Origin of the sequence: Streptomyces sp. NPDC092045 (genome assembly GCF_044756005.1) — a bacterium.
GTDB lineage: Bacteria > Actinomycetota > Actinomycetes > Streptomycetales > Streptomycetaceae > Streptomyces.
The window spans coordinates 50,010-73,002 of record NZ_JBIVSC010000016.1 but is presented as its reverse complement, the minus strand read 5'-3'; the positions used below and the strand labels follow the sequence as shown (position 1 = coordinate 73,002).

The 22,993-nt window shown below is 74.9% G+C and carries 25 protein-coding genes and 1 pseudogene; 14 read left to right on the top strand and 12 right to left on the bottom strand.

The window, feature by feature from the left end:
* Nucleotides 1–91 precede the first annotated feature (91 nt).
* Nucleotides 92–772 (top strand): phosphate signaling complex protein PhoU, encoded by a 681-nt coding sequence (gene phoU / locus ACIQKA_RS27195; RefSeq protein ID WP_030221245.1) that lies wholly within the window; start codon nucleotides 92–94, stop codon nucleotides 770–772.
* Between the two features lie 110 nt (nucleotides 773–882).
* Complete coding sequence (locus ACIQKA_RS27190; RefSeq protein ID WP_366376031.1) at nucleotides 883–1,035, top strand: hypothetical protein; 153 nt, start codon at nucleotides 883–885, stop codon at nucleotides 1,033–1,035.
* A 111-nt stretch (nucleotides 1,036–1,146) separates the two neighbouring features.
* On the opposite strand, the gene ACIQKA_RS27185 is transcribed toward ACIQKA_RS27190, so the two are convergent.
* Nucleotides 1,147–1,632 carry a GNAT family N-acetyltransferase gene (locus tag ACIQKA_RS27185; protein WP_383151741.1) on the bottom strand — a complete coding sequence of 162 codons (486 nt, stop codon included), beginning with the start codon at nucleotides 1,630–1,632 and terminating at the stop codon, nucleotides 1,147–1,149.
* 281 nt (nucleotides 1,633–1,913) lie between these two features.
* On the opposite strand from ACIQKA_RS27185, the gene ACIQKA_RS27180 reads away from it, so the two are divergent.
* Together ACIQKA_RS27180 and ACIQKA_RS27175 are read left to right on the top strand one after the other, a co-directional pair.
* Nucleotides 1,914–2,420: a hypothetical protein gene (locus ACIQKA_RS27180; protein WP_390110522.1), complete on the top strand. Its 507-nt coding sequence runs from the start codon at nucleotides 1,914–1,916 to the stop codon at nucleotides 2,418–2,420.
* 32 nt (nucleotides 2,421–2,452) lie between these two features.
* Nucleotides 2,453–3,658: an endonuclease NucS domain-containing protein gene (locus ACIQKA_RS27175; protein ID WP_402542672.1), complete on the top strand. Its 1,206-nt coding sequence runs from the start codon at nucleotides 2,453–2,455 to the stop codon at nucleotides 3,656–3,658.
* Between the two features lie 211 nt (nucleotides 3,659–3,869).
* On the opposite strand, the gene ACIQKA_RS27170 is transcribed toward ACIQKA_RS27175, so the two are convergent.
* Both ACIQKA_RS27170 and ACIQKA_RS27165 read right to left on the bottom strand, forming a co-directional pair.
* Nucleotides 3,870–4,607 carry a dienelactone hydrolase family protein gene (locus ACIQKA_RS27170; protein ID WP_402542670.1) on the bottom strand — a complete coding sequence of 246 codons (738 nt, stop codon included), beginning with the start codon at nucleotides 4,605–4,607 and terminating at the stop codon, nucleotides 3,870–3,872.
* Between the two features lie 204 nt (nucleotides 4,608–4,811).
* Nucleotides 4,812–5,573: a phosphoglyceromutase gene (locus ACIQKA_RS27165; RefSeq protein WP_383151747.1), complete on the bottom strand. Its 762-nt coding sequence runs from the start codon at nucleotides 5,571–5,573 to the stop codon at nucleotides 4,812–4,814.
* A 124-nt stretch (nucleotides 5,574–5,697) separates the two neighbouring features.
* Between ACIQKA_RS27165 and ACIQKA_RS27160 the strand changes: the two genes are divergently transcribed.
* Nucleotides 5,698–7,101: an MDR family MFS transporter gene (locus ACIQKA_RS27160; RefSeq protein ID WP_402542669.1), complete on the top strand. Its 1,404-nt coding sequence runs from the start codon at nucleotides 5,698–5,700 to the stop codon at nucleotides 7,099–7,101.
* A 48-nt stretch (nucleotides 7,102–7,149) separates the two neighbouring features.
* On the opposite strand, the gene ACIQKA_RS27155 is transcribed toward ACIQKA_RS27160, so the two are convergent.
* The gene (locus ACIQKA_RS27155; protein WP_383151814.1) at nucleotides 7,150–8,046 is read right to left on the bottom strand and encodes an MBL fold metallo-hydrolase; all 897 of its coding nucleotides are present in this window, start codon (nucleotides 8,044–8,046) and stop codon (nucleotides 7,150–7,152) included.
* A 193-nt stretch (nucleotides 8,047–8,239) separates the two neighbouring features.
* On the opposite strand from ACIQKA_RS27155, the gene ACIQKA_RS27150 reads away from it, so the two are divergent.
* Complete coding sequence (locus ACIQKA_RS27150; protein WP_402542668.1) at nucleotides 8,240–9,262, top strand: AraC family transcriptional regulator; 1,023 nt, start codon at nucleotides 8,240–8,242, stop codon at nucleotides 9,260–9,262.
* Here ACIQKA_RS27150 and ACIQKA_RS27145 read toward each other — a convergent pair.
* Complete coding sequence (locus ACIQKA_RS27145; RefSeq protein ID WP_402542667.1) at nucleotides 9,150–9,740, bottom strand: YbjN domain-containing protein; 591 nt, start codon at nucleotides 9,738–9,740, stop codon at nucleotides 9,150–9,152. The genes ACIQKA_RS27150 and ACIQKA_RS27145 overlap by 113 nt on opposite strands.
* On the bottom strand, nucleotides 9,733–11,100 hold the full coding sequence (mshA, locus tag ACIQKA_RS27140) for a D-inositol-3-phosphate glycosyltransferase (protein WP_383431397.1): 1,368 nt from the start codon (nucleotides 11,098–11,100) through the stop codon (nucleotides 9,733–9,735). Before mshA ends, ACIQKA_RS27145 begins: the two co-directional genes overlap by 8 nt.
* 342 nt (nucleotides 11,101–11,442) lie before the next feature.
* Between mshA and ACIQKA_RS27135 the strand changes: the two genes are divergently transcribed.
* The 3 genes from ACIQKA_RS27135 to ACIQKA_RS27125 all read left to right on the top strand — a co-directional run bounded on the left by ACIQKA_RS27135 (nucleotide 11,443) and on the right by ACIQKA_RS27125 (nucleotide 15,530).
* Nucleotides 11,443–12,237, top strand: a complete 795-nt coding sequence (locus ACIQKA_RS27135) for a class I SAM-dependent methyltransferase (RefSeq protein WP_383443994.1) — start codon at nucleotides 11,443–11,445, stop codon at nucleotides 12,235–12,237.
* A gap of 336 nt (nucleotides 12,238–12,573) precedes the next feature.
* Nucleotides 12,574–13,620: a C40 family peptidase gene (locus ACIQKA_RS27130; RefSeq protein ID WP_383151752.1), complete on the top strand. Its 1,047-nt coding sequence runs from the start codon at nucleotides 12,574–12,576 to the stop codon at nucleotides 13,618–13,620.
* 440 nt (nucleotides 13,621–14,060) lie between these two features.
* Nucleotides 14,061–15,530, top strand: coding sequence for a PP2C family protein-serine/threonine phosphatase (locus tag ACIQKA_RS27125; RefSeq protein WP_383431459.1), 1,470 nt, complete (start codon nucleotides 14,061–14,063; stop codon nucleotides 15,528–15,530).
* 40 nt (nucleotides 15,531–15,570) lie between these two features.
* On the opposite strand, the gene ACIQKA_RS27120 is transcribed toward ACIQKA_RS27125, so the two are convergent.
* The 3 genes from ACIQKA_RS27120 to ACIQKA_RS27110 all read right to left on the bottom strand — a co-directional run bounded on the left by ACIQKA_RS27120 (nucleotide 15,571) and on the right by ACIQKA_RS27110 (nucleotide 17,075).
* Nucleotides 15,571–15,915 carry a DUF2516 family protein gene (locus ACIQKA_RS27120; protein ID WP_383151754.1) on the bottom strand — a complete coding sequence of 115 codons (345 nt, stop codon included), beginning with the start codon at nucleotides 15,913–15,915 and terminating at the stop codon, nucleotides 15,571–15,573.
* 90 nt (nucleotides 15,916–16,005) lie between these two features.
* On the bottom strand, nucleotides 16,006–16,587 hold the full coding sequence (locus tag ACIQKA_RS27115; protein ID WP_383151755.1) for a hypothetical protein: 582 nt from the start codon (nucleotides 16,585–16,587) through the stop codon (nucleotides 16,006–16,008).
* Between the two features lie 35 nt (nucleotides 16,588–16,622).
* A complete protein-coding gene (locus ACIQKA_RS27110; RefSeq protein WP_402542665.1) occupies nucleotides 16,623–17,075 on the bottom strand; it encodes a helix-turn-helix domain-containing protein in 453 nt (150 codons plus the stop codon).
* Nucleotides 17,076–17,254: 179 nt separating this feature from the next.
* Here ACIQKA_RS27110 and ACIQKA_RS27105 point away from each other — a divergent pair, with 179 nt between their 5' ends.
* Both ACIQKA_RS27105 and ACIQKA_RS27100 read left to right on the top strand, forming a co-directional pair.
* Nucleotides 17,255–17,878: a histidine phosphatase family protein gene (locus ACIQKA_RS27105; protein WP_383151757.1), complete on the top strand. Its 624-nt coding sequence runs from the start codon at nucleotides 17,255–17,257 to the stop codon at nucleotides 17,876–17,878.
* A gap of 165 nt (nucleotides 17,879–18,043) precedes the next feature.
* On the top strand, nucleotides 18,044–19,051 hold the full coding sequence (locus ACIQKA_RS27100; RefSeq protein WP_402542664.1) for an endonuclease/exonuclease/phosphatase family protein: 1,008 nt from the start codon (nucleotides 18,044–18,046) through the stop codon (nucleotides 19,049–19,051).
* A gap of 12 nt (nucleotides 19,052–19,063) precedes the next feature.
* On the opposite strand, the gene ACIQKA_RS27095 is transcribed toward ACIQKA_RS27100, so the two are convergent.
* Nucleotides 19,064–19,627, bottom strand: a complete 564-nt coding sequence (locus ACIQKA_RS27095; RefSeq protein ID WP_383151759.1) for an HAD domain-containing protein — start codon at nucleotides 19,625–19,627, stop codon at nucleotides 19,064–19,066.
* A 93-nt stretch (nucleotides 19,628–19,720) separates the two neighbouring features.
* On the opposite strand from ACIQKA_RS27095, the gene ACIQKA_RS27090 reads away from it, so the two are divergent.
* From ACIQKA_RS27090 to ACIQKA_RS27080, 3 genes are all read left to right on the top strand, one after another.
* Nucleotides 19,721–20,116, top strand: a complete 396-nt coding sequence (locus ACIQKA_RS27090) for a helix-turn-helix domain-containing protein (RefSeq protein ID WP_383151760.1) — start codon at nucleotides 19,721–19,723, stop codon at nucleotides 20,114–20,116.
* A gap of 230 nt (nucleotides 20,117–20,346) precedes the next feature.
* Nucleotides 20,347–20,763 (top strand): VOC family protein, encoded by a 417-nt coding sequence (locus ACIQKA_RS27085; RefSeq protein WP_376237068.1) that lies wholly within the window; start codon nucleotides 20,347–20,349, stop codon nucleotides 20,761–20,763.
* A 59-nt stretch (nucleotides 20,764–20,822) separates the two neighbouring features.
* Nucleotides 20,823–21,536, top strand: coding sequence for a DUF5710 domain-containing protein (locus ACIQKA_RS27080; protein WP_391094269.1), 714 nt, complete (start codon nucleotides 20,823–20,825; stop codon nucleotides 21,534–21,536).
* A 75-nt stretch (nucleotides 21,537–21,611) separates the two neighbouring features.
* On the opposite strand, the pseudogene ACIQKA_RS27075 reads toward ACIQKA_RS27080, so the two are convergent.
* Nucleotides 21,612–22,077, bottom strand: a pseudogene (locus ACIQKA_RS27075) (AAA family ATPase); the annotation flags it as partial.
* 20 nt (nucleotides 22,078–22,097) lie between these two features.
* The gene (locus tag ACIQKA_RS27070; RefSeq protein WP_383444096.1) at nucleotides 22,098–22,835 is read right to left on the bottom strand and encodes a TetR/AcrR family transcriptional regulator; all 738 of its coding nucleotides are present in this window, start codon (nucleotides 22,833–22,835) and stop codon (nucleotides 22,098–22,100) included.
* Between the last annotated feature and the right edge of the window lie 158 nt (nucleotides 22,836–22,993).

Sequence of the window (22,993 nt, the reverse complement as noted above, 5' to 3'; positions counted from 1 at the left end):
AGCGTGGGGTTCGGACCCCACCCGTACCCCGGGACCTCCGGAGCCCCCGGGGCCTCCGGAGCTTTGCAGCTTTGCGTAGAGAGGGACATCCATGCGGGACGCGTACCACGAGGAACTGGACTCGATCGGAGAGAGCCTGGTCGAGATGGCCCGGCTCGTCGGGTCGGCGATCGGGCGCGCCACGACGGCGATGCTCGACGCGGACCTGAAGCTCGCGGAGAGCGTGATCGCGGCGGACCAGAAGGTCGACGACCTCCAGCACGACCTGGAGGCGCGGGCGATAGCGCTGCTCGCCCGCCAGCAGCCGGTGGCGACGGACCTGCGGATCGTGGTGACCTCGCTGCGGATGAGCGCCGACCTGGAGCGCTCGGGCGACCTGGCGCAGCACGTCGCGAAGCTGGCGCGGCTGCGGTTCCCGGAGTCGGCCGTGCCGAGGGACCTGCACGCGACCATCCTGGAGATGGGACAGCTCGCGCAGCGCCTGATGGCGAAGGCGGCGGAGGTCATCATCACGAAGGACGTCGACCTGGCGCTCCAGCTGGAGCAGGACGACGACGAGATGGACCTGCTGCACCGGACGCTGTTCCGGCACCTGATGGACGACCGGTGGAAGCACGGCATCGAGACGGCCGTGGACGTGACGCTGCTCGGCCGGTACTACGAGCGGTTCGCGGACCACGCGGTGTCGGTGGCGAAGCGGGTGGTGTACCTGGTGACGGGCGAGCACGCGGACGAGCTCCAGGCGGCGGACGCGCCGGTGGAGGGCGCGTAGCCCCTCCGGGGGGCGCGTGGTCGCACGGGCTCCGGTGCGCCGTTGATGCGCCGGTGCGGGTGGGCATGCAATGGGGGGAGGCGATCCGCGCCTCGAAAGGGAGGGACCCCATGGCCGATTCCCCGATGACGACCGACTCCGGGACGGAGCCGCCGCGCGAGGCGGTCCTGCTGCCCGTCCTCGGCGCCTGCGGCTGCGGCTCGGGCTGCGGCTGCGGCTGCCAGTCGGGCGGGCCGTGCCAGTGCGGGGGCTGCTCGGGCTGACGCGGGCGGGAACGCGCGCGTACGAGAACGCGCGCGGGCGGGTTCCCGCGTACGGGAGGGATCCCGCGTACAGGAGGGGTGCGGCTTGCCGCACCCCTCCTTCGTCTTTCCCTACAGGTCGAGCACGCCGACGACCTGTTCTCCGCTCGTCTCCCCGGTGGTGCGGAACCCGAGCCGGCGGTAGAACGCGCCGGGCCCGTCGTCGCCGGGCTGCCAGGTCACGTACATCCGCCGCGTGCCGCGCCGCCGCAGCTCGTCGGCGACGGAGAGGACGGCGAAGCGCCCGTACCCCTCGCCCTGCGCGTCGGCGGAGATGTTGAGCCGCCAGAGGCCGCTGCGCCGGTCATCGGGGTCCTCCTCGTTCCACGGGAGGTCGAGGAAGGCCATGAGGAACCCGACGAGCCGCTCGCCGTCGAGGATCAGCCGGGGCCAGGCGGCCTCGCCGAAGGCGTAGGCCTCGGCGAGGGACCGCACGACGGGCGCGACGTTCCGCTCCTGGTGGGGGTGGACGCGGAGGTCGAGGGCGGCGTCGACGGTGGCGGGGGTGACCTCCTGGAGGCGGAGGGAGGCGCTCGGGGCGCCGGGGGCGTTGCTCATGGTCCGGACGCTAGCGGGGGCGTGCGGATCCGTCGTCCGAATTTGCGCTCCTCCGGTCGAGGCTCCTTCCGGTCGAGTCTCCTCCGATTGAGGCTCCCCCCGGCCGACGCTCCTCCGATCGACACCCCTCCCGGCCGATGCCCTCCGGCCGACGCCCCTCCCGGTCGATGCCCTCCGGTCGACGCCCCTCCGATCGACACCCCTCCCGGCCGATGCCCTCCGGCCGACGCCCCTCCCGGTCGACGCTCCCCACGCCTCCCCTCGTACGCCAGAATGCGCCCATGCCGATACGCCGTGCTCCGCTCGTCGCCATCGCCGCCGCGGCCGCCGCCGTGGGCGCGGCACCGCTCCTCTCCGGCTGCACCGTGCCGGTCGCGGGAGTCGCGGGGGTGACGGTGGGGAAGGACGGCTCGCCGGTCGGGGTGATCGCGATGTGCGAGGAGCACGTCGACGGGGCGACGCTGCACACCGACGCCGAGGACCCCGGGGCCCAGGAGGACGCGGGCGTCTGGAAGCACGACGGCCCGATCACCGGCCTCACCACCTGGCCCCTGGCCTCCCCCGGCGACGGCTGGACCGCGGAGAAGCCCTTCGGGCGGCTGGCCCCCGGGCAGGCGTACAGGATGTACGCCTGGACCGAGGACGACTCCTGGTCGACGTCCGGCGTCTCGTTCACGACGGAGGACCTGGCGGCCCTGACTCCTGGTCAGGTGCGGTACGGAGCGGACGACATGATCGGGACGGCACCGCTGGAGGACTTCCGGGAGAAGGCCTGCGAGGGGTTCTGAGCGAGGGGTTCCGAGGGAAGGGAAGCACACGCATGCCGCTGGAATTCGGACTGTGGCGAGTGGACGACAAGCCCGTACGGGTCGTCACGCGGCCGATGCCGCTGGAGTCCCGGCTCGAAGGGCTGATCGAGGCGGATCCGGGCATCCTGGGGACGCCCCTCATGCTGATCGGGCGTCAGGTGCCGACGCAGCACGGGAAGTTCGTGGACCTGCTCGGCATGGACGCCGAGGGGAGCCTGCACGTGCTCGAACTCAAGCGGGACCGCACGCCCCGTGACGTGGTCGCGCAGGTCCTCGACTACGGCTCCTGGGTCCAGGAGCTGTCCAACGAGCAGGTGCGCGACATCTACGGCGCGTACGCCCGCGAGCGGAGCCTGCCGGAGGAGCTCGACGAGGCCTTCGCGCTGCGGTTCGGCGGCAGCCCGCCGGAGGCCCTGAACTCCACCCACTCCCTGACGATCGTCGCGAGCGAGGTCGACGCGGCGACGGAGCGGATCGTCGGCTACCTGGCCTCCGGGTTCCAGGTGCCGGTCAACGTCCTCTTCTTCCGGTACTTCGAGGACGAGGGGCGCTCCTACCTGGCCCGCACCTGGCTGATCGACGACGCGGAGGCGGCGGCGCCGTCGGCGGGGGCGAAGGCGCGCGGAAAGCAGGAACCCTGGAACGGGACGGACTGGTACGTCTCCTTCGGCGACGAGCGCGAGGGCCGGAACTGGGACGACGCGCGCCGCTACGGCTTCGTGTCGGCCGGCGGCGGGGAGTGGTTCTCCCGCACGATCCGCTCCCTGCCGGTCGGCGCGCGCGTGTTCACCCACATCCCGAAGGCAGGGTACGTGGGGGTCGGCACGGTGTCGGGCGAGGCGCAGCCCTTCGAGGACGCCCTCCTCGACGTGGACGGCGAGAGCAGGCGCATGGCCGAGCTGCCCTTGACGGGCGCGTACCGCCCGGCCGGGTCGGACGCGGCACGGGACGGGGAGGCGGCCTCGCGGGACGGGGAGGCCGCCCGGCGGGACGGGGAGGCGGCCTCGCGGAGCGGGGAGGCGGTCCCGCAGGACGGGGAGGACCGGCGCGAGTGGATCGTTCCGGTCGCGTGGGAACGCGCCGTGCCCCGCGAACAGGCCCTGTGGCGCCCGGGCTTCTTCGCCAACCAGAACTCCGCCTGCAAGCTCCGCGCCCGCTTCACGCTCGACGAGGTCTCCCAGCACTTCGGGGTCGCCGACGATCCCGCCGGTGCCTGAGCGCCGACGGCCGTACCGCACCGCGCGGCGTCCGCCGCCGCCCGTCGGCGCCGTCACCCGGTGACGTACTCGCCGCTCAGCCGCCCGCCACGGGCGCCTCGTCGCGGTGCCGCCCGGTCTCCGTCGGGCCGCCCGTGCGGAGGAGGACGCCCGGATCGGCCCCGCCCGTGCGGGGGTCCGGCGGAGCGGAGCGCGGCCGGGGGCCCGGGTCTCACGCCCCCGGGTCCTCCGGCACGGGCAGGCACTCGGCGAGCAGGTCGACGACGTCGCGCCAGGCTCGCCGCGCGTGCTCGGGATGGTGGCCGACGCCGGGAACCGTGGGGTGGTCGACCGGCGGGTGGTGGAAGGCGTGCAGGGCGCCGCCGTAGACCGTGAGGCGCCAGTCGACGCCCGCGGCCTGCATCTCGGCGGTGAACGCCTCCCGTTGCGCGGGGGACATGATCGGGTCTTCCGACCCGACCCCGGCCCACACCGGGCAGCGGATGCGCGCCGCCTCGCCCGGCCGGCCCGTGGTGGTCGCGTTGACCGTCCCGATCGCGCGCAGGTCGACGCCGGCGCGCCCGAGTTCCAGCCCGATGGCGCCCCCGGTGCCGTAGCCGACGGCGGCGATCCGTTCGGGATCGGTCCGCGGTTCGGCGCGCAGCACGTCGAGTGCCGCACGACCGACGTCCCGCATCCGGTCGGGGTCGGCGAGCAGCGGCAGGCAACGGGCCAGCATCTCCTCGGGATCGTCCAGATAGCGCCCGCCGTGGAGGTCGAAGGCCAGCGCCACGTACCCCAGCTCGGCGAGGGCGTCGGCCCGGCGGCGCTCGACGTCACCGAGTCCCGTGCCCTCCGGCCCGAGCAGCACCGCGGGCCGGCGGCCGGCACCGGCCGGGAGCGCGAGGTGTCCGATCATCGTCAGACCGTCCGCCGGGTACGCGACCGTGCGCGTCGTGATCGTCGTCATGGCACGGGACCGTAGGAGCGCCGGGCCCGGTCCGGCCGGTGTTCCGCCGTCGGCGGAACGGCGTGCGGGCCCCTCCGGGACACCGGGCCCGCGCCCCGGGGCGTCAACTCCGGCGCGCACCGCGCCGGCGGCCCGCGGAACGAACCGGCCCCCCACCGGCGGAGGATCCGCGGGCGGGGGGCTCGTCCGTGCGTCGGGGCGGGGCTACTTCTTCTTGCCCTGGTTCTTCACGGCCTCGATCGCCGCGGCCGCCGCCTCCGGGTCGAGGTACGTGCCGCCCGGGTTGAGGGGCTTGAAGTCCTCGTCGAGTTCGTAGGCGAGGGGGATGCCGGTCGGGATGTTGAGGCCCGCGATGTCGGCGTCCGAGATGCCGTCCAGGTGCTTGACCAGGGCGCGGAGGCTGTTGCCGTGGGCGGCGACCAGGACCGTGCGGCCGGCGAGGAGGTCCGGGACGATGTTGTCGTACCAGTACGGGAGCATCCGCTCGACGACGTCCTTCAGGCACTCCGTGCGCGGGCGGAGCTCCGGCGGGATCGTCTGGTAGCGGGCGTCGTGGGCCTGCGAGTACTCGCTGTCGTCCGACAGCGGCGGCGGCGGGGTGTCGTACGAGCGGCGCCACAGCATGAACTGCTCCTCGCCGAACTCGGCGAGCGTCTGCGCCTTGTCCTTGCCCTGGAGGGCGCCGTAGTGGCGCTCGTTCAGGCGCCAGGAGCGGTTCACCGGGATCCAGTGACGGTCCGCCGACTCCAGGGCGAGCTGCGCCGTGCGGATGGCGCGCTTCTGGAGGGAGGTGTGCAGCACGTCGGGCAGCAGGCCGGCGTCCTTCAGCAGCTCGCCGCCGCGCGTCGCCTCCTTCTCGCCCTTCGCGGTGAGGTTCACGTCCACCCATCCGGTGAACAGATTCTTCTCGTTCCACTCGCTCTCGCCGTGACGGAGGAGGATCAGCTTGTACGGTGCGTCGGCCATGCGTACGAGCCTAATCGACCTCCGACGATTGACGCGCGTCGTCAATCCGGTGGTGTCCGGCATGAGAGATGCGTAAGTTACGCAGAGCCGCATAGGGGCTTACTTACGCCAGGGAGCGCCACACATGTCCATCAGTACGCTCAGACGATCGGCCCGCGAGACGGTCTCCGGTCTTCCGCCCGGCTTCTGGTGGCTCTGGCTCTCCACCCTCGTCAACCGGACCGGCGCCTTCGTCCTCACCTTCCTCTCCCTCTACCTGACCCTGGAACTCGGGCACTCCGCCTGGTTCGCCGGGCTCGTCGTCGCCCTCCACGGTCTCGGCGGCATCGCCGGCTCCCCGCTCGGCGGCGTGCTCACCGACCGCTGGGGCCGCCGCCCCACCATGGTCACCATGCACCTCGCGGGCGCCGCCTGCGCCGCCGCCCTCGCCGTCGTCACCAGTGCCTGGGGCATCGCCGTCGTCGTCCTGCTGATGGGCGTCGCCATGCAGGCCGTCCGGCCCCCCATCAACGCCACCATCGCCGACATGGTCCCCGCCCACGACGTGCGCCGGGCCTACGCCCTCAACTACTGGGCCCTCAACCTCGGCTTCGCCGTCGCCGCGATCGGCGGCGGCGCCGCGGCCTTCCTCGGCTACCGCACCCTCTTCGTCGTCGACGCCGTCGCCACCGTCCTGTGCGCCGTCATCGTCTTCCTCCGGCTCCCCGAGACCCGGCCCGAGCGGCCGCCCCGGGAGGAGGGGAAGCCCGCCGCCGAGGAGAAGGTCAGCACGCTCACCGTGCTGCGCGACGCGCCCTTCCGGACGCTCGTCCTCCTCAACCTCCTCGTCTGTCTGGTCTTCACCGCTCCCTGGATCGGGCTTCCCCTGACCATGGCGGACCAGGGGCTCCCCCCCTCGTCCTACGGCGTCGTCATCGCCGTCAACGGCTTCGTCATCGTCGGCTTCCAGCTCCTCGTCAACAAGCTCACCGACAAGCGCTCCCCCGTCCTCCTCCTCGCCCTCTCCTCCCTCCTCTTCGGCCTCGGCACCGGCGCCACCGCCCTCGCCGGCTCCTCCGTCGCCTTCGCCGCGACCGTGGTCGTCTGGACCGTCGGCGAGATGATCCACGTCCCGACCAACGCCGCCGCCACCGCCCGCCTCGCCCCCGAGCACGCCCGCGGCCGCTACCAGGGCGTCATGGGCATCTCCTGGTCCGTCGCCGGTTTCGTCGCCCCGATCCTCGCCGGCGCGGTCGTCGACGGGCCCGGCCCCGACGTCCTCTGGGCGGCCACCGCCGTGATCGGCGTCCTCGCCGCCGCCGGTTACGCCACCCGGCTGCGGAAGGCCCTCGCCGAGGAGACCGGGGAGACCGGGGCAGTCGGGGAGGTGCGGGAGGTCGGAAAGACCGGGGAGGCCGGGAAGACCGGGGCCGTCGTTCCCGCGCCCACGCCCGCGCCCCTTCCCGTGCCCGGTCCCCTGGCCTCTCCCGCGCCCGCTCCCGTCGTCGTGAAGGGCGGGGACGCCGAGGACTCCCCCGTCGGCTCCTGATCCGTCGACAGCCGCCCCGTCGGCGCCCGACCCGTCAGTCCCCGCACCTCACCGGCCCGTCCACTCCGCCCAGTTCTTCAGGGCGAAGCCCCCGCCCTCCCTGCGCACCTCGGCCGCTCCCGCCCCGCCGAAGTGCGCGGGGACGACAAGCTCCCGCCGGTCCGCCGCCCGTTCGAGGATCCGGCGGCGGCTCGCCTCCGCCCCCGCCGGGTCCATGCAGAAGCAGCTTCCGTGCGAGGGGTCCAGGAGCTGTACGGGGCTGTGGACGAGGTCCCCGACGAAGACCGCCCGGTCTCCCCCGGATTCGAGCCGGAGCACCGCGGAGCCGGGCGTGTGGCCGGGCGCCGACTCCAGCACCAGGTTCCCGTCGACGCGGTGCTCCCCGTCCCACAGCACCGTCCGGCCCTCCCGGTGCACGGGCGCCACGCTGTCCTCGTAGACGAGCCGGTCCTGCGCGCGCAGCCCGCCGCCGTACGCGTTCCCCGGGCCGAAGTGGGCGTCGTCGGCCGCCGGGAGGAGGTACCGGGCGTTCGGGAAGGCCGGCACCCACTCGCCCGGCGCGTCACCGGGCCGGGTGTTCCAGCCGACGTGGTCCGCGTGCAGGTGCGTGTTCACGACCACGTCCACGTCCTCGGGCCGCACGCCCGCCCGCTCCAGGCTCCCGAGGAAGCCGTCCCGCCGCCGGTGGAAGAGCGGCGCCCCCGGGCGCTCGCGCCCGTCGCCCACCCCCGTGTCGACCAGGACGGTCAGGCCCCCGCTGCGCAGCACCCAGCTCTGGAGCGCCATCCGCGCACTGCCGTCGGCCGGGTTCCAGTGGTCCGGCACCAGCCACGCCCCGTTGTCCTCCCACAGGCCGGGCCCGGCCCCCGGCACCAGGTCGCGGGCGGGTCCGAACGGGCCCCGCCACTCCACGACCCGGATGACCTCGACGTCCCCCAGGACCATGCGCTGCGCGCTCTCCCGACTCCTGCCGTCACCGCCCACGCCGTCACCGCTCGTACCGTCGCCACCCATGTCGCCACTCACGCCGTCGCTCATGCCGTCGACCCTAGGGAGGCCCCGGTGAGCCGTTCAATGCTCCCGCGACTCCCGTGGATACGCGTACGGCTCACGCCCCGTCGGCGGTACGGTGCCGCCCATGGACGTGGTGAGCGACGCGATCTCGGCCGTACGGGTCGGGCGGCCCTTCTCCCACCGGCTGCGAACGGGCGGGCGCTGGTGCGCGCGGCTGGAACCGTACGACGGCGCCGGCTTCCACGTCCTCCTCGAAGGCTCCTGCTGGCTGCTGCCCGACGGCGGCGATCCGGTCGCGCTCGGGTCGGGGGACGCCGTGCTGCTCCCGCACGGGACCGGGCACGTGATCGCCGACTCGCCCGCCGACGCGGAGACCGTCGCGCGGGCCGAGCCCTTCGTCCACCGGGGCGGCGGGGGTCCGGCGAGCGGGACCGTGCCCGCGCCCCGGCCGGGAGAGCCCGCGGTGGTGATGCTCTGCGGCAAGTACCGGCTCGACCGCAGCCACGCGCACCCGCTCCTGGCCGAACTGCCCTCCCTCGTCCACCTGCCGGACCGCGACGGCGCCTCCCCCGAACTCCGCGCCGCCGTAAGCCTGTTGGCGGTCGAGCTGGGCGGGGAGGAGGCCGAGCGGCCCGGGTCCGGCATCGCCCTGCCCGGCCTGCTCGACCTGCTGCTCGTCTACATGATCCGGTCCTGGATGGACGGGGGCACGGACGGGAGCGCGGGCGGCGTCTGGCCCGCCGCCCTCGGCGACCCGGTGGCCGCCGCCGCGCTGCGCGCCCTGCACGCCGACCCGGCCGCGCCCTGGACCGTCGACCGGCTCGCGGCCGAGGCGGGCGTCTCCCGCGCCACCCTGGTCCGCCGCTTCACCGCCCGCGTCGGCCGGGCCCCGATGGCGTACCTCACCTGGTGGCGGCTGAACCGCGCCGCCGCCCTGCTCCGGAACGGCGCGGATCCGCTGGGCGCCGTCGCCCGCCGCGTCGGCTACAGCACGCCGTACGCGCTCTCGCACGCGTTCCGGCGCGAGTTCGGGGTCACGCCGGGGCGGTACCGGGAGGGCCGGGAGGAGCGAGGGGCCCCTGTCGGTCCGTCGGCTCCGTCTGCTCCGTGGGCGGGTCCTCCGGCGTCTTCGCCAGCAGGTTCTTGAACGCGTCCAGGTTCCGGGTCGACTCGCCCCGCGAGACCCGCCACGCGTACTCGCGCCGGATCGACGTGGCGAAGCCCAGCTCCAGGAGCGTGTTGAAGTCGCCGTCCGCCGCCTCCAGGACCGAGCCGAGCAGCCGGTCCAGCTCCCCGGGCGTGACGGCGGCGAGCGGGAGCTTGCCGGTGAGGTACACGTCGCCGAGGCCGTCGACCGCGTAACCCACCCCGTACAGCTTGAGGTTGCGCTCCAGGAGCCAGCGGTGGACGCCCGCCTCGTTCTCGTCCGGGTGGCGGACGACGAAGGCGTTGAGGGAGAGGGAGTGGCGGCCCGCGCGGAGGGAGAGCGTCGTGAAGAGCTTGCGCGTGCCCGGGAGCTTGACGACGTAGGAGCCCGGCGCGGGGGACTCCCACTCCAGTTCCGCGTCGTCGAGCGTGGACTCGATCGTCTGCCTGACGTCCTCGGCGGTCTTGTCCTCAGCCATGGTGGGAGCGTACGCGACGCCGGTTGTCGCGCAGCCGGTGGTCGTGCACGGCGGCCGTGTAGACGTCCGCCGTGGCCGAGGCCGCCGTGTCCCAGCCGAAGGAGCTCGCGTGCGCCGCCGCCGCCTCGCCCATCCGGTCCGACAGGGACGGGTCGTCCGCGAAGCGGCCGAGCGCCCGCGCGTAGTCCGCCGGGTCGTGGCCCTGCACGAGGAAGCCGGTCACGTCGTCCCGCACGGCCACGGGCAGACCGCCCACCGCCGCCGCGACGACCGGGGTGCCGGCCGCCTGTGCCTCTATGGCGACCAGGCCGAACGACTCGCTGTACGAGGGCATGACGAGGACGCTGGCCGCGCGGAACCAGTCCGCGAGCCGCTCCTGGCCCACCGGCGGGTGGAAGCGCACGACGTCCGCGATGCCGAGCCGGGCGGCGAGCTTCTGGAGGCCCTCCGGCTTGGCCAGGCCGCTGCCGCTCGGGCCGCCGACCACGGGGACGACCATGCGGGAGCGCAGCGACGGGTCCCGGTCCAGGAGCCGGGCTACCGCCCGGAGCAGGATGTCCGGGGCCTTCAGCGGCTGTATCCGGCCGGCGAAGACCGGCACGAAGGCGTCCCGGGGCAGGCCGAGCCGGGCCCGGGCGGCGGCGCGGCCGTCGGCGGGGCGGAAGCGGTCGAGGTTGACGCCCGGGTGGACGACGGCGATCTTGCCGGGCTCCGCGTCGTAGAAGCGGGCCAGCTCGTCGGCCTCCTCGGCCGTGTTGGCGATCAGCCGGTCGGCGGCGGAGACGATCTGGGTCTCGCCGATCACGCGGGCCGCGGGCTCGGGCGTGTCGCCCTCGGCGAGCGAGGCGTTCTTGACCTTCGCCATGGTGTGCATGGCGTGGACCAGCGGGACGCCCCAGCGCTGGGCGGCGAGCCAGCCGACGTGCCCGGAGAGCCAGTAGTGGGAGTGGACGAGGTCGTAGTACCCCGGGCGGTGGCCCGCCCACGCCTGCATCACGCCGTGCGTGAAGGCGCAGAGCTGGGCCGGCAGCTCCTCCTTGGCCAGGCCCTCGTACGGGCCGGCGTCGACGTGCCGCACGAGCACGCCCGGCGCCAGCTCGACCACCGGGGAGAGGCCGCCGGTGGTGGCCCGGGTGAAGATCTCCACCTCGATGTCGAGGGCGGCGAGCCGCTTGGCCAGCTCGACGATGTAGACGTTCATGCCGCCCGCGTCGCCGGTGCCCGGCTGGTGCAGCGGCGAGGTGTGGACGCTGAGCATGGCCACGCGCCGGGGGGGCCGGGGCCGGCCGGGAAGCCGGAGCCGGGCCGGCGCCGGGTGCCGGTGCCGGGTACCGGCGAACCGGGACACGTACTGGCTCACGTCGGCGGTCCTTCCGCTCGGGGGCCGGGACCGGGGCCGGGGTCGGAGCTCGGACCGGGGCCTTCGGTCTTCGGCGTGCGTTCGGCCGGTCGTCGGCCGGTCGTCGTCTGCTGGTTTCAGGTCTTCGGTCTTCGGGTCGGACCGGATCGGGCCGTACCGATCCGGGCCGGCCCGGGGCGTGCCGTTCCGGGTCGGGCATGGCGACTGGAGGACGCGGTACGTCCTCCAGCCGCGACAACACCGGAACGGCCCCTTTCATTTCCGGTGGCGGGGGCGCTTTGCCAATTCATTGCCGGAGGGCGGGACGCGCGGCCCCTCCCCCGCACCCCTTACGCTCTTGGCATGGCCCCGCGCACCACCCGCCCCGTCGGCGCCCCGACCCGCGGGACCACCCACCCGAACCGGCTGCGCCGCATGGACCGCTGGATCGCCGCCGTCCACGGGCCCGCCCTGCGCCGCTCCCCCGAGCCGCCCCTCGCCGTCGACCTCGGGTACGGGGCCGCCCCCTGGACCGCCGTCGAACTGCTCGCCCGGCTGCGCACCGCCGATCCCCGCACCCGGCTGTACGGCGTCGAGATCGAGCCCGCCCGGGTCGAGGCCGCCCGGCCGTACGAGCACGAGGGGCTCTCCTTCCTGCACGGCGGCTTCGAGGTGCCGGTCCCCGGCCGGGTCGCCCTGGTCCGGGCCGCGAACGTGCTGCGCCAGTACGACGAGGAGCAGGTCGCGGCGGTCTGGGAGCGCCTGTGCGCACGGCTCGCCCCGGGCGGGCTGCTCGTGGAGGGCACCTGCGACGAGATCGGGCGCCGGCACGTGTGGGTGGCGCTCGGTCCGGACGGACCCCGCACCGTGACCTTCGCCACCCGGCTCGGCTCGCTCGACCGCCCCTCCGACCTGGCGGAGCGACTGCCGAAGGCGCTGATCCACCGGAACGTGCCGGGCGAGCCGGTGCACGCCTTCCTCCGGGACTTCGACCGGGCATGGGCCGCGGCCGCCCCGTACGCCTCGCTCGGCGCGCGCCAGCGCTGGATCCGTTCGGTGCGCGACCTGGCGGCGGACTGGCCGCTGACGGACGGTCCCCGGCGGTGGCGGCAGGGGGAAGTGACGGTGCGCTGGGAGGCGCTGGCACCGCGGACGTGACGGTGCGGCGGGAGGCGCCGGTGCCGCGGGCGTGACGGTGCGGTGGGAGGCGCCGGTGCCGCGGGCGTGACGGTGCGGCGGGGGGCGCCGGCGCCGTGGACGTGACGGCCCGCCGGGGGCCTCGGCCGAACGGCCGATCCCCTTCCCGCCCCCACTCCCGCCGAATTCTCGCCACCTGTGGAACGCCACTCCCGCCCCTTACGTCACCCATGGGGGGAACACGTCCGACAGGCCTCGCTTTCCCTTGTTACTTTCCGGTTTCGCATGGCACTATCGCCAAGGTCACCGCCAGGTTACTGACGGTAAATCAGTTGTGGGTCACCAGAGGGGGAGCTCGTGAACCGACGCCGCCGTGCCGCCGCGATCACCGTGATCTGCGCCTTGGCCGTGCTGGCCTCCCCCGCGCTGACCCTCCAGGCCTCCGCCGCGCCGCTGCCCCCTCCCCCGCCGAAGAAGAGCCTGGAGGAGGTGCGCAAGGAGATGGACGGTCTGTACCGGCAGGCCGCCGTCGCCACCGACGCGTACAACCTCGCCGAGGAGAAGGCCAAGGAGCAGTCCACCGAGATCGTCCGGGTCAACCGGATGCTCACGGAGGGGCGCGAGAAGATCGAGGGCCTCAAGATCCAGGCGGGCGCCGCCGCCCGCGCCCAGTACCGCAACGGCGGTCTGCCCGAGGGCGCGCACCTCATCCTCACCAACGACCCGCAGCTCTTCCTCGACGCCGCGGGACGCATCAAGGACGGCGCGAAGGCCACCAAGGACCTCCTCGCCGAGATGACCCGCACCCAGGCCTCGCTGGACGTCTACGCCAAGGAGGCCAGCGAACACTGGACCCGGCTGGAGGCCAACCGCGTCCGGCAGGACGCGGCGCGCAAGGAGATCAACGCCAAGATCGACGCGGCCAGGAAGCTGGAGTCCGAGCTCGCCGCCGAGGAGCGGGAGCGGCTGCGCCGCCTGGAGGAGCAGGCCCAGAAGGACGCCCAGCGGACCTGGCTCGACGCCGGCGCCCTCAAGGGGCTGAGGGCGGAGGCGACCGCGGAGGGCCTGAAGGCGGTCGAGTTCGCGACGGCCCAGATCGGCAAGCCGTACGGCTGGGGCGACGAGGGCCCCGGCTCCTTCGACTGCTCCGGCCTGACCCAGAGCGCCTGGGGCGCGGCGGGCCTCCGGATCCCGCGCACCTCGCAGGAGCAGTGGCGGCTGCTGCCGCGCGTGGACGTCAAGGACATGCGGCCGGGCGACCTGATCGTCTACTTCAAGGACGCGAGCCACATCGGGATGTACGTCGGCAACGGGACGATGGTGCACGCACCGCGCCCGGGACGGAACATCACCCTCGCGGGCGCGGGCTCGATGGAGATCCTGGGAGTCGTCCGCCCGGTGTGAGCGGCGGGCCGGTGTGAACGGTGAGCCGGTACGAGCAGTGGGCCGGCGCGAGCGGTGTGCCTACGGATGCGTGCGAGCGGTGGGCCGGCGCGAGCAGTGGACCCGCATGAGCGGTGCGCCCGCGGGTCCGTGCGAACGGTGAGCCCACGCGAGCAGTGAGCCGTTACGAGTAGTGGGCCCGCGCGAGCGGTGCGCCTACAGGTCCGTGCGAACGGCGCGCCCGCGGGCTGCGCGAGCGGTGGGCCCCCGGGCCCGTGTGCGCGGCGCCTTCCGGCGGGCCCGTACCGCCCGGCCCGTGCCCCGCCCCCTCCCGACGTGACGGAGAAAGCCCCGGCCACAGGCCCCGCCGCCCGCCCGCCGCCCCGCCCGCGTGACCTTTCTCATGGCCCCCGGACCCGTCCCACCTGCCGCGCGGGGGCGGGTACCTCCCCTTCCGCGGCATATGCCAACCGCGACGCGCGCACTCACGGCCGATCTCCATTCCGCTGCGCACCGCCCTACCGCTAGGGTCCGGGACGGGCGGGGTGCCATCCGGCGCTCCGCGCCCCCTCGGGGGGAGGGAAGGAACAACCGGACCGATGCCCGTATCCGTACCGCGTCAGAGAAACGTCTCTGCCGCCGCGGGCCCCGGCGGAGACACCGATACGGACGCCACCGATACGGACGCCAGCGCCATGGACGCCACCGCTATGACAGGCACAGTCACAGGCACCGACCGCACCGATCTGACTCTCCTGGTCGTCGAGGACGACCCGGCGGGCGCCTTCGCCGTACCCGAACTCCTCGACGCGGCGGACGCCGCCGGCACCCGGGTCCGCATCCGTACCGCCCGCAACCTCACCGAGGCCGAGCGGCTGCTCACCGACGACGTCCACTGCGTCCTCGTCGACCTCTCGCTGCCCGGCCCCCGGGCCGCCGCGGGCGACGACCCGCTCGCCCCGCTCCGGCACATCCTGCGCCTGGCCCCGCGCCACGCCGTCCTCGCGCTCGCGGCCTCGGCAGACGCCGAGCTGGCCGCCGAGGCGGTGCGGGTCGGGGCCCAGGACCACCTCTTCCGCGAGGAGCTCGACGGGCGCCTGCTCAGCCGGGCCATCCGGTACGCGGTCGAGCGCAAGCGGGCCGACGCCGTGCAGGTGAAGCTGGCCGAGTCCCGGCTGCGGGCCCAGGAGAACGCCCGCCTGGAGCGCGGACTGCTCCCGACGCCGCTCCTGGAGGGCTCCGACCTGCGGTTCGCGGCCCACTACCGGCCCGGCCGGTCCCGCGCGCTGCTCGGCGGCGACTTCTACGACGTCGTCCGCACCCCGGACGGCACGGTCCACGCCATGATCGGCGACGTCTGCGGGCACGGCCCCGACGAGGCGGCGCTCGGGGTCGAGCTGCGGATCGCCTGGCGGGCCCTGACCTTCGCGGGCCTGTGCGGGGACGAGCTGCTCTCGACGATGCAGCAGGTCCTGGAGCACGAGCGGGAGAGCGAGGAGATCTTCGCGACCCTCTGCACGGTCGACATCGCGCCCGACGGACGCCGGGCCGGCCTCTGCCTGGCCGGGCACCCCTCGCCCCTGATCGCCCGGCGGGGACGGGCCGCGCGGCTCCTCCCGTACGAGGACGGCGGCCCGGCCCTGGGGCTGCTGCCGCGCGCCCGCTGGCCGCGCCGCCAGGTGGAGCTGGGCGGGGCGTGGAGCCTGCTCATGTACACGGACGGGCTGATCGAGGGCCGCTCGGCCGGGCCCGGTTCGCCGCGCCTCGGCCAGGAGGGCATGGTCGCGATGATGAACCGGCAGCTGGACGAGGGCCTGCGGGGCGAGGAGCTCCTGGAGGCGGCCGTGACGGAGGTCCGGTCCCTGAACGGCGGCGAGCTGACGGACGACGTGGCCGTCCTGGCCCTGGAAAGGGACAGGGCCCGGGGATGACCCCGGGCCCTGCCGCCGCCTGCTCGTCGCTCCCGCTCCGCTACCGGCCGCCGTTGTAGGGGCCGTACGGTCCGTCGCTGCTGGAACCGCCGCCCCGGGGGCCGCGGCCGCCGCCCGAGACCTGCGCGAGCGCGGGGCGCACGTCCACCATGAACACGATGGCGGCGATCACTCCGGCGATCTGCAGGAACAGCATCGGCAGGAGCAGGTTGAGGACGAGGTTGACGCCCAGGATGATCAGCCAGAACTTCTTCGTCTGCTTCTCCGCGGCGCGGTAGGCGTCCTCGCGCGCCATGGCGGCGAAGACGAGCGCCGCGACGGCGAAGCCGGTGAAGACCAGGAACATCACCAGGTTAAGGAGGGAATCGAATCCCGCGCGCAACATGCTGAGCACCGCCTAGTGGGGAGGGAGAGAGAGCGCCTCACGGTCAAGGTACCCGGTACGGCGCTCCGTGTACCCGTACGGGGTTCGCCCCTACTCCTTCTCGGCGGTGACCGACACCTTCTTGGCGGGCGCCTTGCGGGCGGTGGTCTTCTTGGCGGGCGCCTTCTTCTCCCCGGCCTCGGCCCGGATGGTCCCGACCGTCCTGGCCCCGTCGACCGCGTCGGCCTTCGGCTCCGGGTCGGGCTCGACGGCGATGGCGATCTCGGTGATCTCCTCGGCGGCCTCGCCGCGCCAGGCGCGGACGGTCTCCTCGCCGTGGGCGGCGACCTCCTCGTACTTCTCGCGCGCCTTGACCGCGTACTCGGCGGCGACGCCGACCCCGCGCAGGGCGAGGTCCTGGGCGGTCTCGCCGAGCTTCTTGAGGTCGGTGTCGAGGACCTCGACGACCTCGGCGAACTTCGTCCGGGCGGTGGCCTGGGCCTCCTTGGCCTGGACGGTCACCTTCTCCTGCACGGCCTTCGGGTCGGTCTTCCGGACGGCCTCGATGCGCGCGGGCGCCTCGGCCGCGATCTGCTCGATCAGGCCGGGAACCTTCCGGGCCTGCCGCACGGCGAGGTCGGCGGTGCCGGCGGCGAAGTAGAGGGGGGTGCGCAGTTCGTCGATGATGGCCATGCTGGTGGTCCTCCCGGATGTGGCGTACGTACGGGCTAGCGCGAAGGCGGTTCTTCGGCATCGGGCACGGGCGCGGGCGCCTGCGCGGGTCCGGGGACGCCGTCGTCCCCGGGGACGTCCGCGGAAGCGGCCTCGGCGGCGTTCTCCTTGCGGAACGAGTCGTAGATCTGGAGCAGCACCTGCTTCTGCCGCTCGTTGATCGAGGGATCGGCCAGGAGGACGGCGCGCGTCTCCAGCTCCTCCCGCTCCTTCTCGTCGAGGATCCCGGCCCGCACGTAGAGCGTCTCGGCGGAGATCCGCAGCGCCTTCGCGACCTGCTGCAGCACCTCGGCGCTGGGCTTCCTCAGCCCCCGCTCGATCTGGCTCAGGTACGGGTTCGACACCCCGGCGGCCTCGGCGAGCTGCCGCAGCGACAGCTCCGCGGTCCTCCGCTGCTCGCGGAGGTAGTCGCCGAGGTTGCCGAGATTGCCGACGTTGAGCGATGCCATGCACCGACCATGCCAGCCGTTGCTAACTATTGCAAGCGGCTGCTTGCAAAAGTCGCGCTCGTGTCAAGTGCGGGACGCGGGACCGGGGAACGGGCCGGGGCGCGGCGGAACCGGGCCGGGAGGGGCCGGCGTCCCCCGCAGACGTACGAGATCACCGGTCGGCGACGGAGGCCCGGGACATGACGGACACGGCTGCGCGATACCTCTACCTCACCCGGCACGGCGAGGCGACGGCGGACGAGACCGCCCTGACGGAGAACGGGCGGCGCCAGGCCGTCCTGCTCGGCGAACGGCTCCGGGGCGCCCCGCTGTCGGTGGTCCACCACGGCCCGCTGCCCCGCGCCGAGGAGACCGCCCGGCTGATCGCCGCGCAGCTCGACGGCGTTCCGCTGCGCCGGTCGGAGGCGGCCGGCGACTACGTCCCCCACCTGCCGGCGAAGGAGGAGCTGCCGCCGGACGCGGCCGACGCCCTGCTCGCCTTCCTCTCCGGGGTCACGGAGGAGGAGCGCGACCTCGGCCGGAAGCTGGCCCGGGAGGCGCTCGCGGAGTTCACGGGACCGGTCGACGGCGAGCACCCCCGCCACGAGCTGGTCGTCACGCACACCTTCCTCGTCGGCTGGCTGGTCCGGGCCGCCCTCGACGCGCCCGAGTGGCGCTGGCTGGGGATCAACCAGGCCAACGCGGCCCTGACGGTCCTCCGGTACGCGCCCGGCCGTCCGCCCTCCGTACTGTTCTCCAACGACGTGCGGCACCTGCCCGAGGAACTGCGCTGGACCGGATTCCCGCCCGAGTTCCACGTCTGATCCGCCGTACGGCACCGGGGCGGGAGGGCGGGGAGGACGGGTTCGGGGCCCTCCGGGCCGCCCCCGAGGGACGTCGTGTCGATCGGCGGGATCAGGGAGCGGGGGCGGCGGTGGGGTGGAGGAAGACCCGGAGGACGGGTGCGGGACGGGAAGCCGGGAGGACGGATGCGGGGCGTGGGCGGGGGCCGGGGGGGTTCGGGACGGGACGTCGGGAGGACGGGTGCGGAGCGGAAAGCCCGGAAGCCGGGGCCGGGGCGGCGGCCGGGGTGGGTGATCGGCGGGTTCGCGGTGGCGATCGCCGGGCTGCTGCTGTTCCACCGGGCCGTGCCCGGTCCCCCCGGCGGTCTCCTCGCCTCCTTCCTGCCCTGGCTCGGCCCGGTGGTCGTGGTGCTGATCGGGCTCGCGCTGCTGCGGCGTTCCGGCGTCGCGCCGGCCGTGCTCGTCCTGCCGGCGGCGGCCTGGGCACACGCGTTCGGCGGGCTGCTCCTGCCCGGCGAGGGGCCGGGCAGCGGGCCGTACGGACTGGTCGTCGTGCAGCACAACGTGAGCGACGAGAACCCCGACCCGGCCGGCACCGCCCGCGCGCTGGCCGCCGCCGGACCCGACCTGGTCGCCCTGGAGGAGCTGGTGCCCCCGGCGCTGTCCGTCTACGAGGAGGCGCTCGCGCCGGAGTACCCGTACCGCGCCGTCCACGGCACGGTCGGGCTCTGGTCGAGGCATCCGCTCACGGGGGCGCGCCCGGTGGACATCCGGCCGCCGGGGATCACCGGGCCGTGGGAACGGGGGCTGCGGGCCGTGGCCCGCACGCCGCGCGGCGACGTCGCGGTGTACGTCGCGCACCTGCCCTCGGTACGGATCGGGGCGGGCGGTCTGGCGTCCTCCCGGCGCGACGAGAGCGCCCGGCGGCTCGGGGACGCCGTCGCCGCCGAGGAGGTGGCGGCGGTGGTCCTGCTCGGCGACCTCAACGGCACCGTCGACGACCGCGGCCTCGACCCGCTGACCTCCCGGCTCGGCGCGGCCCGGCGCGGTCTCGCCCCCAGCTTCCCCGCCGCCTTCCCGGTGGCCCGCATCGACCAGGTCATGGCCCGCGCGGCGACCGTCGGCCGGATCCGCACCCTGCCCGCCACCGGCAGCGACCACCTGCCGGTCCTCGCCCGGGTCACCCTGCGCTGACGCGCGGCGCGGCTACTCCGCGAGGCCGTCCAGCCACTCCGCCAGGGCCGCGAAGTCCGCGTCCGCGAGGCCGTCGCGGGGGTCGACGCGGTGGAGGAGGGCCGGGGCCGGGTGGTGGGCGGCCACCCAGGCCCGGTCGGCCCCGGTGATCTCGTCGTCCACCCAGGCGAAGGGGCGGCCGGCGGCCAGGGCGACGAGGGGGCGGGTCTTCCAGTGGAGGCCCGTGAGCTCGCGCTCGGCCACGTCCTCGTCGGTCTCGTCCGGCCAGAGCACCACCGGAAGGTCCGGCAGGCCCAGCCAGGGCGCGACGTACGCGTTCGCGTCGTCCATCCACGTCGTCGCCCACACCAGCTCGCACCCCGTCGCCGCCAGACGCGGACCGAGCCCGGGATCGACCCGCGCGAGGAGCGGGTTCATGCCGTCGTCCGGGCCTCCGGCGGGCGGAAGGTACGTCGCACAGCCCGCGGGGTACCGCGTCGACGGCCCTCCGAAGGGGATGAGAGGGCCGTCGACGTCCAGGAAGAGGAGGGGAAGGGCCGAGGGGTTGCCCCGGAGGGCCGGCCGGCGCGGGGACACGTCCCCACCGTACGCGGCCGGGAGGCCCTCACCCACCGGGCCGGAACGGCCGTGCCCCCGGTCCCGGCCCCCCTGCCGTGCCATCCTGGAGAGGTGAACCTGGAGGACCTGGCACGGCTGCGGCGGGCACGCGACACGATGGACCGCGACTACGCGTCGCCCCTGGACGTCCCGGCCCTGGCGAAGGTGGCCCTGATGTCGACCGGGCACTTCGCGCGGAGCTTCCGCGCCGCCTTCGGTGAGACGCCCTACAGCTACCTGATGACCCGTCGCGTCGAGCGGGCCAAGGCGCTGCTGCGGCGGGGTGACCTGAGCGTCACCGAGGTCTGCTTCGAGGTGGGGTGCACCTCGCTCGGGTCGTTCAGCTCGCGCTTCACCGAGCTGGTCGGGGAGACGCCGAGCGCCTACCGGGCCCGCGACCACGCGGAGGGCGCCGAGATCCCCGCGTGCGTCGCCAAGGTCCTCACCCGGCCGGTCAGGAACGGCTAGCGGAGGGGACGGGGCACGGGGCCTGTGGGGGCCGGGGACGGGGTCGAGAGCCGGTGGGGACCGGGAGCCGGGGCCCGGGGGCCGGAGCCGGGAGCCGGTGGGGACCGGGGGCCGGGGCCCGGGTCGAGAGCCGGTGGGAGCCGGAGGCCGGACCCGTCGGGAACGGCCGGTGGGCGAACGGTCAGGATCGGAGAAGCGGGGGCCCGGGTCCCCGCCGTAGCGTCGATCCCATGGACATCACGCTCTCGCAGTGCTTCATCGCCGTCGACGACCACGACAAGGCGCTCTCCTTCTACCGCGACGCCCTCGGGCTCGACGTGCGCAACGACGTCGGTTTCGAGGGGATGCGCTGGGTGACCCTCGGCTCGCCCGCGCAGCCCGGCGTGGAGATCGTCCTCGAACCGCCGCTCGCCGACCCGGGCGCCTCCCCCGCCGACCGGCAGGCCGTCGCGGAACTGCTCGCCAAGGGCCTGCTGCGCGGCGTGATCTTCTCCACCGACGACGTCGACGCCACCTTCGAGCGCATCCGGGAGTCCGGCGCCGAGGTCCTCCAGGAACCGTTCGACCAGCCGTACGGCGTCCGCGACTGCGCCTTCCGCGACCCGGCCGGGAACATGATCCGCTTCGCCCGGCGCCGTACCGGCTGACCCTCGCCCCGGCGCCCGGCCCGTGGCAGCATGGGCCGGGGCCGACGGGGAGGGCGGGCATGACGGTCGAGCGGATCTGGCTGGACGTTCCGTACGCCGAGAAGGACGGGGCGAAGCGCGGCGGCGCCTGCTGGGACCCGGTGGCCAGGCGGTGGTTCGCGCCCCGGCCGGGGATGGCGGAGCTCGCCCGCTGGGCCGCCGCCGCCGACGTGCCCGAGCTGCTCCCCGGGGAGGACCGGAGCCTCGGCAGCGGCCTGTTCGTCGACCTCGTGCCCCGGACCTGCTGGTTCACCAACGTGCGCTCCTGCGTCGCGCCCGCCGACTGGGAGCGGCTGCGCCGGATGATCACCCGCCGGGCCGGGCGGCGCTGCGAGGCCTGCGGGGCGGGCGAGGACCGTACGGCCCGGCGGTGGCTGGAGGCCCACGAGCGCTGGACCTTCGACGAGGCCGCCCGCGTCCAGACCCTCAAGCGGCTCATCTGCCTGTGCACCGACTGCCACACCGTCACGCACTTCGGCCTCGCCCAGGTGCGCGGCCTCCAGGACCGGGCCCTCGCCCACCTGCGGAAGGTCACGGGGATGGACGAGGCGCGGGCGCGCGAGCACGTGGAGATCGCCTTCGAGGTCTGGGACCACCGCTCCCGGCACGACTGGGAGCTCGACCTCGGCATCCTCACCGGCGCGGGCGTCACCCTCGCCGCACCCCCGCACGCGGACGCACGCGCCCGGGTCGCGGTGGAGACGCTGAACCGGCTGGGCCGCGGGAGGCCGTAGCCGCGCACGGAGCCCGGACCGGAGCCGAACTCACCGCGCGGTGGGGGGAACCGGCTCCCGCAGGCACTCCGGGAGCTCCTCCGCGCGCGCGGCCCGCACCGCCGTGCGGGCCCCGGCCGGGAGGTCCGCCGTCCGGTGGACGGTCGCCTCGCCGTCCGCGCGGGCCGGCCGGCCCGCCGGGACGTCCGCGCCCAGGTGCGGCGGGAGCCGGTCGGCGAGGTCCGCGATCGCCGCCGGGACCCGGTGGCCGAGGGTCAGGGGCACCACCCGCGCCTCCGGCTTCCCCCAGGTGGGCGGGTTGCGCGCGCCAGTCGCGGGCGGCCCGGGGCGTGGTGCCCCGGGCCAGGTCCCCGAGGACGGTGAGCGAGCCGAACGCGGTGCGGCGGGCGACGGCCCGGCACTGCGGGGGCGAGAGGTCCCGGGCCCCGTCCAGGACGACGTGGCCGTAGCCCCCGGGGGGCTCGACGAGGCCCGCGGGCCCGTCGAGGAGGACGAGGCCGGCTGCGGTCCGGCGGGCCGTGCGGTACGAGCGCGGGGGCCGGGGAGCGGCCGGCTCCCCCGTCACGACGCGGTCCCCCCGGCCGCCACCAGGACCGCGACCCCGTCCAGGATCCGCTCCAGGCCGAAGCGGAACTCGTCCTCCGGCTCGTCGGCGACGTCCAGGACGCCCGAGTCGAGGACCCGCGTCACCGCCGGGTACTCCTCCGGGTCCGCGAGCCGCCGCAGGGTGCGGGAGTACCGGGCCATGACCTGCTCCGGCGGGTCGTCGCTCGCGGCGACCACGGCGGCGAGGTCGGCCGTCAGGACGGCCTCGTTCTTCACGTAGCCGGACACGAGCAGGGTCACCGAGAGCACGGCGCCCTCGTCCAGGCCCGTCCCCTCCAGGGCGACGAGGGCCTTCTCCCACCAGGCGACCATGTTCGGGGTCGCGGGCGGACCGGCGACGGGGACCCGCAGCAGCCAGAGGTTGCGGTGGTAGACCTCCCGCATCGCCCAGGCCCAGGCCGCCAGCGCCTCGCGCCAGTCGGCGCCGGGCGGGGGAAGGCGGTCGGGCGGGGTGCCCGTCGCGGCCTCCTGCATGAGGACGTACAGCTCGCTCTTGGCCGAGACGTACCGGTAGAGCGACATGGTGGAGACGCCCAGCTCCTTGGCGACCCGGCCCATGGAGACGGCGTCGAGCCCCTCGGCCGAGGCGAGGGAGACGGCCGCGCCGACGATCCGGTCCAGGGTCAGGCTGGGCCTGGGCCCCTTGGAGGGCCGCTCCCGCACCCCCCAGGCCGCCTCGATCGCGGGCGGCAGGAAGGACCCGCCGCCCGCCGGAGCGCCCGCGCGGGAATCCGCCCGGCCGCCCGACGGACCGCCCGCACGGGAATCCGCCCGGCCGCCCGGCCCCCCGTCCGCGCGGGCCCCCGGCCGGCCGGCCGTCCCGGCTCCCGTCCGCCCGTCGCCCCGGCCGC

Excerpts from the sequence above, each read along its gene's own strand:
- ACIQKA_RS27105 (WP_383151757.1), top strand. The coding sequence starts at position 17,255 with ATGACGGACACGGCTGCGCGATACCTCTACCTCACCCGGCACGGCGAG.
- ACIQKA_RS27100 (WP_402542664.1), top strand. The coding sequence starts at position 18,044 with ATGCGGGGCGTGGGCGGGGGCCGGGGGGGTTCGGGACGGGACGTCGGG.
- ACIQKA_RS27120 (WP_383151754.1), bottom strand. The coding sequence starts at position 15,915 with ATGTTGCGCGCGGGATTCGATTCCCTCCTTAACCTGGTGATGTTCCTG.
- ACIQKA_RS27110 (WP_402542665.1), bottom strand. The coding sequence starts at position 17,075 with ATGGCATCGCTCAACGTCGGCAATCTCGGCAACCTCGGCGACTACCTC.
- ACIQKA_RS27185 (WP_383151741.1), bottom strand. The coding sequence starts at position 1,632 with ATGAGCAACGCCCCCGGCGCCCCGAGCGCCTCCCTCCGCCTCCAGGAG.
- ACIQKA_RS27180 (WP_390110522.1), top strand. The coding sequence starts at position 1,914 with ATGCCGATACGCCGTGCTCCGCTCGTCGCCATCGCCGCCGCGGCCGCC.
- ACIQKA_RS27155 (WP_383151814.1), bottom strand. The coding sequence starts at position 8,046 with ATGGTCCTGGGGGACGTCGAGGTCATCCGGGTCGTGGAGTGGCGGGGC.
- ACIQKA_RS27150 (WP_402542668.1), top strand. The coding sequence starts at position 8,240 with ATGGACGTGGTGAGCGACGCGATCTCGGCCGTACGGGTCGGGCGGCCC.
- phoU (WP_030221245.1), top strand. The coding sequence starts at position 92 with ATGCGGGACGCGTACCACGAGGAACTGGACTCGATCGGAGAGAGCCTG.
- ACIQKA_RS27085 (WP_376237068.1), top strand. The coding sequence starts at position 20,347 with ATGGACATCACGCTCTCGCAGTGCTTCATCGCCGTCGACGACCACGAC.
- ACIQKA_RS27160 (WP_402542669.1), top strand. The coding sequence starts at position 5,698 with ATGTCCATCAGTACGCTCAGACGATCGGCCCGCGAGACGGTCTCCGGT.
- ACIQKA_RS27165 (WP_383151747.1), bottom strand. The coding sequence starts at position 5,573 with ATGGCCGACGCACCGTACAAGCTGATCCTCCTCCGTCACGGCGAGAGC.
- ACIQKA_RS27135 (WP_383443994.1), top strand. The coding sequence starts at position 11,443 with ATGGCCCCGCGCACCACCCGCCCCGTCGGCGCCCCGACCCGCGGGACC.
- ACIQKA_RS27175 (WP_402542672.1), top strand. The coding sequence starts at position 2,453 with ATGCCGCTGGAATTCGGACTGTGGCGAGTGGACGACAAGCCCGTACGG.
- ACIQKA_RS27115 (WP_383151755.1), bottom strand. The coding sequence starts at position 16,587 with ATGGCCATCATCGACGAACTGCGCACCCCCCTCTACTTCGCCGCCGGC.
- ACIQKA_RS27190 (WP_366376031.1), top strand. The coding sequence starts at position 883 with ATGGCCGATTCCCCGATGACGACCGACTCCGGGACGGAGCCGCCGCGC.
- ACIQKA_RS27170 (WP_402542670.1), bottom strand. The coding sequence starts at position 4,607 with ATGACGACGATCACGACGCGCACGGTCGCGTACCCGGCGGACGGTCTG.
- ACIQKA_RS27080 (WP_391094269.1), top strand. The coding sequence starts at position 20,823 with ATGACGGTCGAGCGGATCTGGCTGGACGTTCCGTACGCCGAGAAGGAC.
- ACIQKA_RS27145 (WP_402542667.1), bottom strand. The coding sequence starts at position 9,740 with ATGGCTGAGGACAAGACCGCCGAGGACGTCAGGCAGACGATCGAGTCC.